Raw genomic sequence first — 13,865 nt, 5'->3', positions numbered from 1 at the left:
TGCGGCCGGCCGATCGCGCCGTCGGGGACCCTCCGGCACCGGGCTACCCGTCCCCGCCGAGGGCGCGGACGACGGCGCTGGGGCTCGGCCGGCCGAGCTGGGCGGCCATCCAGGTGCTGGTGGCGACGACGGCGTCGAGGTCGACCCCGTGCTCGATGCCGAGACCGGTCAGCATCCAGACCAGGTCCTCGGTGGCGAGGTTGCCGGTGGCCGACTTGGCGTAGGGGCAGCCGCCGAGCCCGCCGGCGCTGGCGTCGAAGGTGGTGATGCCGGCCAGCAGCGCGGCGTGGGTGTTGGCGAGCGCCTGGCCGTAGGTGTCGTGGAAGTGCATCGCGAGCCGGTCGGTGGCCACGCCCGCCTTGCCGAACGCCGCCACGAGCGCCGCAACGTGGCCGGCGGTCGCCACGCCGATGGTGTCGCCGAGGCTGAGCTGGCTCGCGCCGAGGTCGAGCAGCCGGGTGCCGGCGGTGACGACCTGGTCGATCGGCACCGCGCCCTCCCACGGGTCGCCGAAGCACATCGAGACGTAGGCGCGCACGTCCATGCCGGCCTCGCGCGCCCGCGCCACGGTCGGCTCGAACATGGCGAACTGCTCGTCGAAGGTGCGGTTGAGGTTCTTGGTCGCGAAGGTCTCGGTCGCGCTGCCGAAGATCGCGATGTGCTCCAGGCCGAGCTCGAGGGCCCGGTCGAGGCCACGCTCGTTGGGCACGAGCACCGGCAGCCGGCGGGCGGCCTCGCCCAGCTCGCTCATCAGCTCCGCGGCGTCGGCGAGCTGCGGCACCCAGCGGGGATGCACGAAGCTGGTCGCCTCGACGATCGGCAGGCCCGCGGCGACGAGACGGCGGACGAACTCGGCCTTGACCGCCACCGGCACGATCGCCTGCTCGTTCTGCAGCCCGTCGCGCGGGCCGACCTCGTAGATCGTGACGCGCTCCGGCAGGCCCTGGGCCCGCACCGTCATCGGGAGCTCAGTCATCGGCCGGCTCCACGGTGAAGAGCACCGCGCCGAGCCTGACCAGGTCGCCGACGGCGGCACCGACGGTCGTGACCGTGCCGGCGAACGGCGCCCGCAGCGCCAGCTCCATCTTCATCGCCTCCATCACGCCCATCGTCTCACCCTCGGCGACGGCCTGGCCCTCGGCGACGTTCACCGCCAGGACGGTGCCCGGCATCGGCGCCAGCAGCGTGCCGTCGCCGGCCGCGACCGTGTGGTCGCCGAACGGGTCGGGGCGCTCCCACGCCCATCGCTGTCCGCGGTGCACGACGTCGACGAGGTCGCGCTGGACGTTGAGGACGGCGTGCTCGGCGACCCCGTCCACGAGCAGGTGGACGGTGTGGTCGGCCGCCGACACCAGGCGTACGTCGTGGCTGGTGCCGTCGTGGGTGACCGTGCCGCGGTGCCGGTCGACGACCACCAGGTCATCGCCGAGCACCACCGTGTCGGGCGCGGGGTCGGCGCCCATCCGCCATCCGTCGGCCCGCCACGGCCCGGGCTCGCCCATCGTGTCGAGCAGCACCTCGGTCCACGCGCCGAAGACCCGCGCGAGGTCCGCGTCGGGCGCCGCGACCTCGTGGCGGTCGAGCCATGCCGTGTCGATGGTCGCCCCGCGGAACTCCGGGGAGTCGGCCAGGGCGCGCAGGAAGCCGGTGTTGGTGGTGATCCCGAGGATCGCGGTCTCATCGAGGGCGCCGACGAGCGCAGCGCGGGCGGCCTCGCGGTCGGCGCCCCACGCGATGACCTTGCCGAGCATCGGGTCGTACGCCGTGGAGACCTCCTGCTCGGGCTCGAGCGCGTGGTCGACGCGGATCCCGGGAGTGCTGGAGCGCTCGACTCGGTGACCTGTCAGCTCGCTGGCGCTCGCGGACAGCTCACCGCTCTCAGGCCACCGCACGATCGACGTGCGCCCGGCCTGGGGCAGGAAGCCGTGGAAGGAGTCCTCCGCGTAGACGCGGGCCTCGATCGCGTGGCCGTCGAGGGTGACCTCGTCCTGGGCGAAGCCGAGCGGCTCGCCCGCAGCCACCCGCAGCTGGAGCTCGACCAGGTCGACGCGCTCGCCGCGGATCCGGACGACCTCCTCAGTGACCGGGTGCTCGACCTGGAGGCGGGTGTTCATCTCGAGGAAGTAGAACTCGCCGGTGGCGTTGTCGAGCAGGAACTCGACCGTGCCGGCACCGGTGTAGCCGCACTGCTCGGCGAGGGCGACGGCCGACGAGGTGATCGCGGCGCGCTGCTCGTCGGTGATCGTCGGCGCGGGCGCCTCCTCCAGCACCTTCTGGTGCCGGCGCTGGGTCGAGCAGTCACGCTCGAAGAGGTGCCGCACGGTGCCGTGGGGGTCGCCGAAGACCTGCACCTCGATGTGGCGCCCCGACTCGACGTACTTCTCGATCAGGAGCGTGTCGTCGCCGAACGAGGAGGCGGCCTCGCGGGCGGCGGCCTCCCTCGCGTCGGGCAGCTCGGCGGCGCTGCGCACCACCCGCATCCCCTTGCCGCCACCGCCGGCGGCGGCCTTGACCAGGACCGGGTAGCTGAAGGTCGCCGGGTCGTCGTCGAGGGCGTACGACGGCACCACCGGAACGCCGGCCGCGAGCGCGATGTCGCGGGCCCGGTCCTTGCGGCCCATCGCGTCCATCACCTCGGCGCTCGGACCGATCAGGGTGATGCCCGCTTCGGCCAGCGCCCGCGCGAAGGGCGCGCGCTCGGACAGGAAGCCGTAGCCGGGGTGCACGGCCCAGCAGCCGTGGCGACGCGCCTCGCGCACGACCTCGTCGACGTCGAGGTAGGACGAGACGCGGCCCACCTCGTCGCAGGCCCGCACGTGGGGGGCGTCGGCGTCGAGGTCGGTGTGGATGGCCACCGTCGGCAGGCCGAGGCGCCGACAGGTCCGCGCGACGCGCACCGCGATCTCACCCCGGTTGGCGATGAGCACGCGCATGGTCTCGGGTCGGTCCATCGTCATCACATCCTGAAGATGCCGTAGGACGGCTCGGGGATCGGGGTGTACGACGTCGCGGCGAGCGCCATGCCGAGCACGCGGCGGGTGTCGGCGGGGTCGATGACGCCGTCGTCCCAGAGCCGGGCGCTGGCGTAGTAGGACGAGCCCTGGGTCTCGTACTGCTCGCGGATCGGCGCCTTGAACTCGTCGTCGTCCTCGCGGCCCGCGACGCTCGCGAGCACCGAGGCGGCCTGCTCCCCGCCCATGACCGAGATCCGGGCGTTGGGCCACATCCAGAGGAAGCGCGGGTCGTAGGCGCGACCGCACATGCCGTAGTTGCCGGCGCCGAACGAGCCGCCGATGACGACGGTGAACTTCGGCACGACGCTGCACGCGACCGCGGTGACCAGCTTGGCACCGTCGCGGGCGATGCCCTTGTTCTCGTACTCGCGCCCGACCATGAAGCCGGTGATGTTCTGCAGGAACACCAGCGGGATCCCGCGCTGGTTGCACAGCTCGATGAAGTGGGCGCCCTTGAGCGCCGACTCGCTGAAGAGGATCCCGTTGTTGGCGACGATGCCGACCTCGTAGCCGTCGATGCGGGCGAAGCCGCACACCAGCGTGTCGCCGTAGAGCCTCTTGAACTCGTGGAAGCGGCTCCCGTCGACGAGCCGGCGGACCACCTCGCGCACGTCGTAGGGCGTGCGGGTGTCGGTGGGCACCACGTCGTAGAGCGACTCCGGCGGCTCGTGCGGCTCCTCCACCCCGGCCCGCGGCTGCCGGGCCGGCTGCGCGGCGGGGAGCGTGTCGACGATCGAGCGGACGATCGCGAGCGCGTGGGCGTCGTCCTCGGCCAGGTGGTCGACGACGCCGGAGGTGCGGGCGTGGACGTCGCCGCCGCCCAGGTCCTCGGCCGTGACGACCTCGCCCGTCGCTGCCTTCACCAGCGGCGGGCCACCGAGGAAGATCGTGCCCTGCTCGCGGACGATGACCGTCTCGTCGGACATCGCCGGGACGTACGCCCCGCCGGCGGTGCACGAGCCCATCACGCTGGCGATCTGCGGGATCCCCTTCGCCGACAGGTTGGCCTGGTTGAAGAAGATCCGGCCGAAGTGCTCGCGGTCGGGGAAGACCTCGTCCTGCATCGGCAGGAACGCCCCACCGGAGTCGACGAGGTAGATGCAGGGCAGCCCGTTCTCCGCGGCGACCGTCTGCGCGCGGAGGTGCTTCTTGACCGTCATCGGGTAGTAGGTGCCGCCCTTGACGGTCGCGTCGTTGGCCACGACGACGCACTCGCGGCCCGCCACCCGGCCGATGCCGGCGACCACGCCGGCGGACGGGACGGCGTAGTCGTCGCCCCCCGACCCGCTGCCGTACATCCCGAACGCCGCCAGCGGCGCCAGCTCGAGGAACGGGCTGCCCGGGTCGAGCAGCCGGTCGACCCGGTCGCGGACCAGCAGCTTGCCGCGGTCGGTGTGCTTGCGCCGCGCGGACTCCGACCCGCCCTGGCGCACCCGCGCCAGCCGGGCGCGGAGGTCGTCGACGAGCTCGCGCATGGTGGGGGTGGTGCTCACGGGATCGGACACCGGCTCAGGTTAGCGATCGTTAACCTCCGGTGTCCATCACTCCGCCCGACGGTCCGTGGGTCGACGACCGGGGGGCGGGAACTCACCCCGCAGCACCGTGCCGCGACCCGGCGCGGTGTCGAGCGCGAGGCGCCCGCCGGCCGCCTCGACGCGGGCCTCCATCCCGAGCAGCCCGCCGACGTCGACGCTGGGGCGGTCGAAGCCCCGACCGTCGTCGCTCACGGCGAAGGAGAGGTGCGGACGCCCGCGGACGGTGATGACGACCTCGGTCGCGCCGGAGTGCTTCGCGGCGTTGGTCAGCGCCTCGAGGATGCAGAAGTAGGCCGCCGCCTCGACGTCGCGGCTGTGCCGCTCGACGTCGGCGACGTCGAGGGTGACCGGCACCGCGGAGCGCCGCGCGGCCGATTGGAGCGCCGCCACCAGCCCGCGCTCGCTGAGCAGCGGCGGGTAGATGCCGCGGGCGAGCTCGCGCAGCTCCTCGGCGGTCGCACGAGTGTCGCCGGCCAGCTGCTCGAGCAGCGTCGCCGCTCCGTCGACGCTCCCGGCGGCGAGGGCCTTGCGGGCCCGCTCGATCGTCACGCTGGTGGCCAGCAGCCGCTGCTGCACGCCGTCGTGCAGGTCGCGCTCGAGACTGCGACGGGCGGCGTCGGCGACCTCGACGACCCGGCGCCGCGACTCCACGAGCTCGCCGGACTGCTCCTGCAGTCGGGCGTACGCCCCGCGCACCAGCAGCACCACCACGACCACCCCGGCCGGCAGCGACGACGCCACCACCAGGGCGTTGGCCCACCAGTGCTCGCTGACCGCCTCCGGCCGCCGCCACTCACCCAGCGCGGCGACGCCGGCGCTGCCGACCACCGCGACCACGCTGAGCGCCAGGATCCACCGCCGTCCCAGGAAGGAGGAGCCGATCAGCAGCGGCACCATCGTCAGCAGGGCGGTGAGCGGGCTGAGGACGGGCGTGGCCCAGGTGCCGCCGACGGCGAAGACCAGGGCGGCGAGCGTGAGGCCGACGACCGCCGCCGGGGCGCCGTGCCGGCGCGACAGCGGCGCGGTGGCCAGCAGCAGGGCGATCGAGAGCGCCATCACCGCGAGGTCGACCTCGGCCGCCCGGGGGCGGAAGCCGAGGACGTACGCCGCCGCGAGCAGCACCGTCGCCACGCCCAGCACGGCGAGGTTGATCCGCATCAGCCGCCGGAGCGCCGGGTCGAGGCTGTCCCAGCCGCCCAGGACCGAGCTCACCCTGGCCCGCTCACCCGAGCGCGATGCCGCCGACGCCGGCCTCGCTGAGGAAGACGAGCGTCGCGGCGACGCGGCGGTGGACGGGGGCGTCGGCGGGCAGGTCGAGCTTGGTCAGGATCGAGCCGACGTGCTTCTCCACCGCCCGGTCGGTGACGGCGAGCTGGTCGGCGATCGCGGCGTTGGTCATCCCGCGGGCCACCATGCCCAGCACCTCGAGCTCGCGGGGGGTGAGCCGGTCGAGGACGGAGTCGGCGCGCCGCGCGCCGCCCGCCACCAGGGAGTCGACCACGAGCTGGTCGATGACCGATCCGCCGGCCGCGACCGTGCGCAGCGCCGTGACCAGCTCGTCGACGTCGGCCACCCGCTCCTTGAGCAGGTAGCCGCGCCCGTCGCTGCCCTCGCGCACCAGGTCGAGGGCGTACTCCACGTCGGAGTACTGGGTCAGGGCGACCACCCCGACGCCGGGATGGGTGCGGCGCAGCTCGCCGGCCGCGCGGATCCCCTCGTCGGTGAGGTCGGGCGGCATCCGGATGTCGGTGAGCACCACGTCGGGACGGTGCTCGTCCACAGCCGCGAGCAGCTCGGGCAGGCTGGTGGCGGCCGCCACGACCTCGATGTCGTCGTGTCCCTCGAGCAGCGCGAGCACCCCGGCGCGCAGCAGGTCGCCGTCCTCGGCGAGCACCACGCGGATCGGGGGCATGGGCGCATCGTAGCGACCGAGTCCACTGTCCCACCCGCACCACGGGTCACGCGGCACGAGGCCGCTCCCACGCTGGATTCCGTGGTCATCGGACAACTTCGCGACGGGATCCTTGGCCCGATGGTGGTGCTGGCACCACTCACGCCTGAGGGTGTAGCGCCTACGCTCTAGCATCGGGTCAGAGTTCATCGGTCGTGGGGACCGGCTGGACCGACGTGGGGCTGGTGCCAGGGGTGGCAGCATCGGGGAGCTGGGAGGCACGTGTGATTCCGCTGGCAGTCTGGCAGGCGCCGGAGCGTCCGATGAGGCTCCCGTCGCCGCGCGAGCCGAAGGAGCGGTTAGCAGGCACTAACCTCGTCGCCGTGACTCCGCGCCGGCAGCAGATCCTCGACATCGCTGCCGACCTCTTCGCCGCCCGGGGCTTCCACGGCGTGTCCGTGGCCGAGCTCGGCGCCGCCTGCGGCATCTCCGGCCCGGCGCTCTACAAGCACTTCGAGTCCAAGGACGCGATGCTCGCCGAGATGCTGGTGAGCATCAGCGAGACCCTGCTCGCCGAGGGCAGCAGCCGCGTCGCCGCCGCCGACGGCCCGCGTGCGGCGCTCGAGGCGCTCGTCGAGTGGCACATCGAGTTCGCCCTCGGGCACCGCGCGCTCATCGTCGTGCAGGACCGCGACTGGAGCAGCCTGCCCGACCGGGCACGCGAGCGCGTACGCGCCCTGCAGCGCGCCTACGTCGACGTGTGGGCCACGCAGATCCGCCGCCACGACCCGACCCTGAGCCCGGAGACCTCGCGCGCCCGCGCCCACGTCGTCTTCGGCCTGCTCAACTCCACCCCGCACAGCGGCCGGCTCCCCGACCCGCAGATGCACGCGGTGCTCCGCGACATGGCCCACGGCGCGCTCGGGCTCTCCTGAGCATCGCCGCTCACCAGGCCTCGAACGGGCTGTCCTGCCCGAGCAGGCGGGCCGCACGGACGGCCGCGTCCTCGGCGACCACCAGGTCGTCGACCTCCGCCTGCCCGTCGTGCCCGCCGGGCCCGGTGGCCGGGTCGTCGTCGGGCGACGCGTCGGGCCGAGGCTGGCGGACCAGCCGGTGCAGGTCTCGCAGCACCCGCTCGCGCGAGAGCCCGCGCAGGTGGGTCAGCACGAACGGGTCGGCCTGGATCAGCCACGCCAGCTGGGTCAGCACGGCCAGCGCGTGGGGGCACGGGTCGAGCCAGGCGTCGCAGGTGCACGCCGAGCCCAGCTCGCCGCCGTAGGGCAGCAGCTCGACGCCGGCCTCCTCGACCGCCTCGACCAGCGAGTGCGGCAGCTGCCCGGCCAGGAGGGCGCCGATCCGCCCGGACTCGGCGGCGACGAGCTCGATGAACGCCGACGCGTCGGCGCCGTCGAGGACCGGGACGGTGACCTCGACGGTCCAGGCGTCCTGGCCGTCGTCGACTGCCGCCACCGCGCCGCCCTCGGTGACGGTGATCGCGCCGACCGACCCGGCGCGCGCGAGCGCACGACCGCGGCGCAGGTCGGTGACGCTGAAGGCGGCCTCCTCCACCGCGCGGAGCACGGCCTTGCTCCACCAGGTGCCGGACCCACCCCCGCGGCGGGGCGGCAGGCGGGGATGGGTGGTCGCGGTGTCGTCGGGCGGGGCCATCAGGTGCCCTCGCGACGCAGCTCGACCAGGTCGCGCAACTCGGCGTCGGAGAGCTCGGTGAGCGCCGTCTCACCTCGCGACAGCACCGAGTCGGCCAGGGAGCGCTTGCGGGCCAGCAGCTCGGCGATCCGCTCCTCGATGGTGCCCTGGGTGACGAAGCGGTGCACCTGCACCGGTCGGGTCTGGCCGATCCGGTAGGCACGGTCGGTGGCCTGGTCCTCGACGGCGGGGTTCCACCAGCGGTCGAAGTGGATGACGTGGTCGGCCCGGGTGAGGTTGAGCCCGGTGCCGCCGGCCTTGAGGGAGAGCAGGAACACCGGCGCCTCGCCGGCCTGGAACCGCGCCACCATCTCGTCGCGCTGGCGCACCGGCGTGCCGCCGTGGAGCAGCTGGTGGGGCACCCCCGCCGCGGCGAGGTGGCGCACGAGCAGCTCGGCCATCGCGACGTACTGGGTGAAGACGAGGACGGCACCCTCCTCGGCCATCACCGTGCCGACCAGCTCGTCGAGGAGCTCGACCTTCTCCGAGCGCCCGCGCAGCTTGGGGTTGGCCTGGCGCAGGAAGTGGGCGGGATGGTTGCAGATCTGCTTGAGGCCGGTGAGCAGCTTGAGCACCAGGCCGCGCCGGGTCTCCTCGTCGGCCTCCTCGATGCGCCGCATCGACTCGCGCACCAGGGTCTCGTAGAGGACGACCTGCTCGCGGGTCAGGCCGAGCAGGTGGTCGGTCTCGGTCTTGGGCGGGAGCTCGGGGGCCACGCCCGGGTCGGACTTGCGGCGGCGCAGCAGGAAGGGGCCGATCAGGTCGGCGAACTGCCGTGCCTTGGTGGGCTCGAGGCCCGACTCGATCGGGCCGGCCCACACCTTGCGGAACGCGTTGCGGCTGCCGAGCAGGCCCGGGATCGCCCAGTCGAGGATCGACCAGAGCTCGGTGAGGTCGTTCTCGACCGGGGTGCCGGTGAGGGCGACCCGGGCGGTGCTGGGGATGGTGCGCAGCGCGCGGGCGGCGGCCGAGCGGGAGTTCTTGATGTGCTGCGCCTCGTCGGCCACGACGAGGTCCCACGGCACCTCGGCCAGCAGGGCGGCGTCGTTGCGCATCGTGCCGTAGGTGGTGAGGACGAAGCCGTCGCGCACGCCGTCGAGGTCGCGCGTGCTGCCGTGGTGTCGGCGTACGGCGACGCCGGGGGCGAAGCGGCGGATCTCGGCCTCCCAGTTGCCGAGCAGCGAGGCCGGGCAGACGACCAGGGTGGGGGCGCCGCCGCGCCCTTCGCTGCGGTGCAGGTGCAGCGCGATGAGCGTGATCGTCTTGCCGAGGCCCATGTCGTCGGCCAGGCAGCCGCCGAGGCCCAGCGACGTCAGCTCGGCCAGCCACGACAGGCCGCGGCGCTGATAGTCGCGCAGCTCGGCGCGCAGGCCGGCAGGCACGTCGACGAGCTCGCCGGTGACCGCGTCACGCACCCGGTCGCGCATCGCGAGCAGGCTCGCGCCGACGACCGCCTCGTAGGGGGCGTCCTCGATGTCGACGACCCCGGTGAGGGTCGCGGCCAGCGCCTGCACGGGGGTGACGGTGCGGATCAGCCTCTTGCGGGCCCGCTTGATCACGGCGGAGTCGACGGCGACCCAGTTGTCGCGGAGCTTGATGATCGGGCTGGTCGTGCGGGCCAGCTCGTCCATCTCGTCGTCGGTCAGCTCCTCGCCGTGCAGCGACAGCTGCCACTCGAAGCCGAACAGGGCCTGCGGTCCGAACAGGCCGTCCTGCAGCGGCTCCTCCCGCCCGCCGGCCGGCGCCCGGCGGCCCAGCTCGACGCGCTGGGTCACCTCGCGGTCGAGGTACTTCGGCCACATGACCGGGTGCCCGGCCTCGGTGAGCGCCGCGGCGCCGCCGTCGAGCAGCGAGAGGATCTCGTCGGTGTCGAGGGTGATCTCGTCGGGGACGCGCAGGTCGAGCAGCCGGTCGAGCACCGGCCAGGCGTCGGCCGCCGAGCGCAGGGCGATCGCGGCGTGGGTGCGGGCCCGCTCGCCGAAGCCGTGGGCCGCCTCGGGGCCGGTCTCGGCCCACAGCTCGGAGGCGTCGGCGACGTGGGCGGGGTTGTCGACGGCGTGCACCTGCATCACCAGGCGCACGGCGCCCGCGACCAGCTCCTCCTCGTCGGCCTCGACCCGGAAGGAGATCGAGACCAGCTGGGGTCGGTCGTCGCGCCCGCGAGCCCGGATCCGGGCGATCCGCTGCTGCAGCCGGTCGCTGAAGTCGTCGGGGCTCCGCTGGGCGGGCGCGTGGTCGGGTGTGCGGGCGGGGCCGCGGTGCCGCGAGCGTCCCGGGGTGGTGCGGGGCATGGTGTCGATGACCGCGTCGAGCATCCCGCGCACCATCCCCTCGGCGGTCGCCTCGTCGAAGCCGTCCCACGCCCGCGAGCGCGCCAGGTCGGCGATCCGCTGCTCGTCGGCCGCGTCGAGACCCGCGACCTGCCAGTGCCGGCCCTCGGGGTCGGGGGCGAAGCGGCCCGACGCGACCAGCTGCAGGCCCATCAGCGCGGCTCCGGCGAGCAGCGCGACCGACGGGTGCACGTCGGCCTGGTCGCGCACCTTGCCGAGCACCGGCAGCGCGCCCCTGATCGGCATCACGATGGTGCGGCGCGCGTCGGTGAACTCCACCGACCCCTCCCGGGGCGGCTCCCCCACCAGCAGCCGGGCCGGTCCCGTGACCGGCACGAGGCTCATGCCCGCCCACCCTGGCGCGACGCCGCGGCCGGCGGCGGAGGTGAGGACCACGGTGGGATGTCGGTCATCTGGCCCCTCTCCGGTCCACCGGGTGGTGGACGACGAGACGCTAACGCCTCGCACCGACACGGAGTTCCCGCCCCCGGCTCGCCCCGGGCCTCGCGCAGGTGCTCGACCGGCTACGGTCGACGACCATGGGCACCCCCGTGGACGTCTCCGCATTGCTGGCCGCACACCCGGTGATCGACGGGCACAACGACCTGCTGTGGGAGGCGCGCGCGCAGGCGGCGTACGACTTCTCCCGCCTCGACGTCGGCGCGGGCGGCACCCCCACCCACACCGATCTGCCCCGGATGCGCGCGGGCGGGATGGGCGCGCAGTTCTGGTCGGTCTACGTGCCCACGCGGCTGACCGGCGACGCCGCCGTGAGCGCCACCCTCGAGCAGGTCGACGCCGCGCGGATGCTGACCGAGCGCTACGCCGACCAGCTGGTGTGGGCGACGACGGCCGACGAGGTCGAGGAGGCGTGGGTCTCCGACCGGATCGCCTCGCTCGCGGGCGCCGAGGGCGGCCACTCGATCAACTGCTCGCTCGGCACGCTGCGCGCGCTCCACGCGCTCGGCGTGCGCTACCTGACGCTCACCCACAACGCCAACACCCCCTGGGCCGACTCGGCCACCGACCGCCCGGTGGCCGGCGGGCTCACCGACTTCGGCCGCGAGGTCGTGCGCGAGATGAACCGCACCGGGATGATGGTCGACCTCTCCCACGTCTCCGCCGACACGATGCGCGACGCGCTCGAGGTCGCCGAGGCGCCCGTCATCTTCAGCCACAGCTCCGCGCGGGCGGTGACCGACAGCCCTCGCAACGCCCCGGACGACGTGCTCGAGGCGATGGCCCGCGGCGGCGGGGTGTGCATGGTCACCTTCGTGCCGAAGTTCGTCAACGAGGCCTGCGCCGACGCCCACCGCGAGATGGTCGCGGCCGCGGCGAGCGAGGGCGTCCCCGAGGCCGACGGCGTCCGGTTCGCGGCGTTCGAGCGGGCGTGGGTGGTCGACCACCCGCAGCCCACGGCCACGCTCGGCGACGTCGTCACCCACGTGGAGCACGTGCGCGAGGTGGCCGGCATCGACCACGTGGGGCTCGGCGGCGACTACGACGGGGTCGAGACCCTGCCCGCGGGGCTGGAGGACGTGTCGGCCTACCCGCGGCTGCTCTCCGCGCTGGCCGATCGCGGCTGGTCGACCGGGGACCTGGCCCGGCTGACCTGCCGCAACACCCTGCGGGTGATGCGCGAGATCGAGGCGGTGGCGCTCGACCTGCAGTCGGAGCGCGGACCGAGCCTGGCGCGGATCGAGGACCTCGACGGCGTACGCCCGAGCACCGGTGACGGTGACAGGGGCCGCGCGTAAAACGATTGCGCCGGTGTCGCCCGCACCGCCTACCGTGGCTGGGTGACCCACACCCAGACCCAGCCCGGCGAGATCCGCCCCGAGCGCTCCGACAAGCTCGACAAGAACGTCCTGATGGTGGCCGGCGTCGTCGTCCTCGGCGCGATCATGTCGATCCTCGACATCACCGTCGTGTCCGTCGCGCTCAACACCTTCCAGGAGGAGTTCGACGCGACCGCCGCCGAGGTGGCCTGGACGATGACCGGCTACACCCTCGCCCTCGCCAGCGTCATCCCGCTGACGGGCTGGGCGGCCGACCGCTTCGGCACCAAGCGGCTCTACCTCCTCGCGGTGCTGCTCTTCACCCTCGGCTCGGTGCTGTGCGCCGCGGCGACGTCGCTGGAGACGCTCGTGCTCTTCCGGGTGCTCCAGGGCCTCGGCGGGGGCATGCTGATGCCGCTCGGCATGACGATCCTGACCCGCGCCGCCGGCCCCGAGCGGGTGGGCCGCGTGATGGCCGTGCTCGGCATCCCGATGCTCCTCGGCCCGATCTTCGGCCCGATCGTCGGCGGCGCCCTGATCGAGAGCGCGTCGTGGCACTGGATCTTCCTGATCAACCTGCCCATCGGCCTCGCCGCGATCGTCTACGCCTGGATCGTGCTGCCCAAGGACGACGTCGAGCCGTCGGAGACCTTCGACTGGCTGGGCATGCTGCTGCTCTCGCCCGGCCTCGCCGCGTTCCTCTACGGCGTCAGCTCCATCCCGGAGGAGGGCACCGTCATGGCCGCCCGGGTGCTGGTGCCGATGGTCGGCGGCCTCGCCCTCATCGCGGCGTTCGTGCCGTGGGCCCTCGCGCGGCGCAACGTCCACCCGCTGGTCGAGCTGCGCCTGTTCGCCAACCGCAACCTCACCGTCGCGATCATCGCGATGACGCTCTTCGCCATCGCCTTCTTCGGGGCCTCGCTGCTGTTCCCGCTCTACTTCATCCAGGTCCGCGGCGAGGGCACCCTCTTCACCGGCTGGCTGCTGGCCCCACAGGGCGTCGGCGCGATGCTCACCATGCCCCTCGCGGGCGTCCTCGCCGACCGGATCGGTCCCGGCAAGATCGTGCTCGTCGGGATCACGGTGATCACCGTCGGCATGGCGATGTTCACCCAGATCGGCGCCGACACCTCCTACGTCTACATCCTCGGCGCGCTGTTCATCATGGGCCTCGGCATGGGCGGCACGATGATGCCCATCATGTCCGCCGCGCTGGCGACGCTCACCGCGCACAACGTCGCCCGCGGCTCGACGCTGCTCAACATCACCCAGCAGGTCGCGGCCTCGATCGGCACCGCGCTCTTCTCGGTGATCCTCACCAACGAGCTCAAGGACTCGCGCTTCGTCGCCGCCGGCACCGCTCTGGCCGAGGCCGGCGACGACCAGACCAAGGTGGCCGCGATACTCGAGCGCTTCGGGATCTCGCCCGACCAGCTCGGCAGCCTCGAGCAGCTGGTCACCAGCGACATGGCCGACGCGTTCGCGACGGTGTTCGTCGTCGCCACGGTGCTCGTCGCGTGCTGCCTGATCCCCGCGGCGTTCCTGCCCCGCAGGAGGCTCGCCCCGGTCGACCCCACCGTGCTGGTGGGTCACTGACGGCCCGCGTGCGA

The 13,865-nt window shown here is 73.5% G+C and carries 10 protein-coding genes; 3 read left to right on the top strand and 7 right to left on the bottom strand.

Annotated features, from left to right (window positions below):
- Window positions 1-43: 43 nt before the first annotated feature.
- The 5 genes from AC54T2_RS04775 to AC54T2_RS04755 are packed head-to-tail and all read right to left on the bottom strand — an operon-like array spanning window position 44 to window position 6,461.
- A complete protein-coding gene (locus AC54T2_RS04775; protein WP_496665660.1) occupies window positions 44-976 on the bottom strand; it encodes a hydroxymethylglutaryl-CoA lyase in 933 nt (310 codons plus the stop codon).
- Entirely contained in the window at window positions 969-2,951 is a 1,983-nt protein-coding gene (locus tag AC54T2_RS04770; RefSeq protein WP_496665659.1) for an acetyl/propionyl/methylcrotonyl-CoA carboxylase subunit alpha, read from the bottom strand. Before AC54T2_RS04770 ends, AC54T2_RS04775 begins: the two co-directional genes overlap by 8 nt.
- Before the next feature lie 5 nt (window positions 2,952-2,956).
- Window positions 2,957-4,519 (bottom strand): carboxyl transferase domain-containing protein, encoded by a 1,563-nt coding sequence (locus tag AC54T2_RS04765; RefSeq protein WP_489975409.1) that lies wholly within the window; start codon window positions 4,517-4,519, stop codon window positions 2,957-2,959.
- Between the two features lie 36 nt (window positions 4,520-4,555).
- Window positions 4,556-5,761, bottom strand: a complete 1,206-nt coding sequence (locus AC54T2_RS04760; protein WP_496665658.1) for a sensor histidine kinase — start codon at window positions 5,759-5,761, stop codon at window positions 4,556-4,558.
- Window positions 5,762-5,771: 10 nt separating this feature from the next.
- Entirely contained in the window at window positions 5,772-6,461 is a 690-nt protein-coding gene (locus AC54T2_RS04755; RefSeq protein WP_186339753.1) for a response regulator transcription factor, read from the bottom strand.
- 362 nt (window positions 6,462-6,823) lie between these two features.
- Between AC54T2_RS04755 and AC54T2_RS04750 the strand changes: the two genes are divergently transcribed.
- Entirely contained in the window at window positions 6,824-7,375 is a 552-nt protein-coding gene (locus AC54T2_RS04750; RefSeq protein ID WP_489975406.1) for an SACE_7040 family transcriptional regulator, read from the top strand.
- A gap of 10 nt (window positions 7,376-7,385) precedes the next feature.
- Here the strand turns inward: AC54T2_RS04750 and AC54T2_RS04745 are convergent, their stop codons facing one another.
- Window positions 7,386-8,108 (bottom strand): SWIM zinc finger family protein, encoded by a 723-nt coding sequence (locus AC54T2_RS04745; RefSeq protein ID WP_496665657.1) that lies wholly within the window; start codon window positions 8,106-8,108, stop codon window positions 7,386-7,388.
- Complete coding sequence (locus AC54T2_RS04740; RefSeq protein ID WP_496665656.1) at window positions 8,108-10,822, bottom strand: DEAD/DEAH box helicase; 2,715 nt, start codon at window positions 10,820-10,822, stop codon at window positions 8,108-8,110. The genes AC54T2_RS04745 and AC54T2_RS04740 overlap by 1 nt, the downstream gene beginning before the upstream one ends.
- Window positions 10,823-11,016: 194 nt before the next feature.
- On the opposite strand from AC54T2_RS04740, the gene AC54T2_RS04735 reads away from it, so the two are divergent.
- Both AC54T2_RS04735 and AC54T2_RS04730 read left to right on the top strand, forming a co-directional pair.
- Window positions 11,017-12,234, top strand: a complete 1,218-nt coding sequence (locus AC54T2_RS04735) for a dipeptidase (RefSeq protein ID WP_496665655.1) — start codon at window positions 11,017-11,019, stop codon at window positions 12,232-12,234.
- A gap of 42 nt (window positions 12,235-12,276) precedes the next feature.
- The gene (locus AC54T2_RS04730) at window positions 12,277-13,851 is read left to right on the top strand and encodes a DHA2 family efflux MFS transporter permease subunit (protein WP_496665654.1); all 1,575 of its coding nucleotides are present in this window, start codon (window positions 12,277-12,279) and stop codon (window positions 13,849-13,851) included.
- The last annotated feature ends 14 nt before the right edge of the window (window positions 13,852-13,865 follow it).

This window comes from Nocardioides sp. Z35_8 (assembly GCF_059621125.1).
Note: the sequence above shows the minus strand (reverse complement) of the source record. Positions and strands in the feature narration are given on the sequence as shown.